This window comes from Longicatena sp. 210702-DFI.1.196, from assembly GCF_020563125.1.
Classification (GTDB): domain Bacteria; phylum Bacillota_I; class Bacilli_A; order Erysipelotrichales; family Erysipelotrichaceae; genus Longicatena; species Longicatena caecimuris.
In genome coordinates, this window is record NZ_JAJCPX010000099.1 from 1 (window position 1) to 651 (window position 651).

Below are 651 nucleotides of genomic sequence, written 5' to 3' on the forward strand. Positions count from 1 at the left end.
TCTTGTATTATTTAATTAACCAAGAAACAGGTAATTAAATAATATCTTCCTTTCTTGGGAATTCATTAAGCTATATAATTAGCTTAGGGCTGTGGATTTGTATCTATTTTTTTGTGGCGTAGACCATTTAAAGGAGAATCAGACCACAGTTTTTATTTACAAACTTTGATTAGTTAGATAACACTTGATGTTTTATTTCGTACAAGATTAGGTCCGAATAAACAACTGTGATCACCAACAGCCCTTACTTCAAAAGGAGGTATTTCATCATGTATTACGTAGGCATTGATATTGCCAAGTACAAACACGACTGTTACATCTGCACTTCTGAAGGTGTTACTGTCCTTGAATCTTTTTCATTTGATAATTCAAATACTGGATTCAAAGAACTTCAGTCTGCTTTAGACCATCTTGATCATTCCCAACAAATAAAGATAGGCCTAGAAGCAACTGGTATTTACGGAAAGAATTTAAAACTCTTTCTCTCTTCCATTGGCTATGACTTTCATGAATTCAACCCATTACTAGTGAAAAGATTTCATGATTCACTTTCCAATCGAAAAACCAAAACAGATAAAATTGACGCTCGTATCATCGCTTTATATCTATCCACAGGTGCTTCTAGAACCTATCTGTATTCATCATACCACA

General features: G+C 33.6%; 1 protein-coding gene. It reads left to right on the plus strand.

Translation table 11 applies throughout. The features are described 5' to 3' along the window. Positions 1-269: 269 nt before the first annotated feature. Positions 270-651 (plus strand): transposase (locus LI241_RS15540; RefSeq protein ID WP_133300764.1); only part of this gene is annotated, 382 nt, incomplete at its 3' end.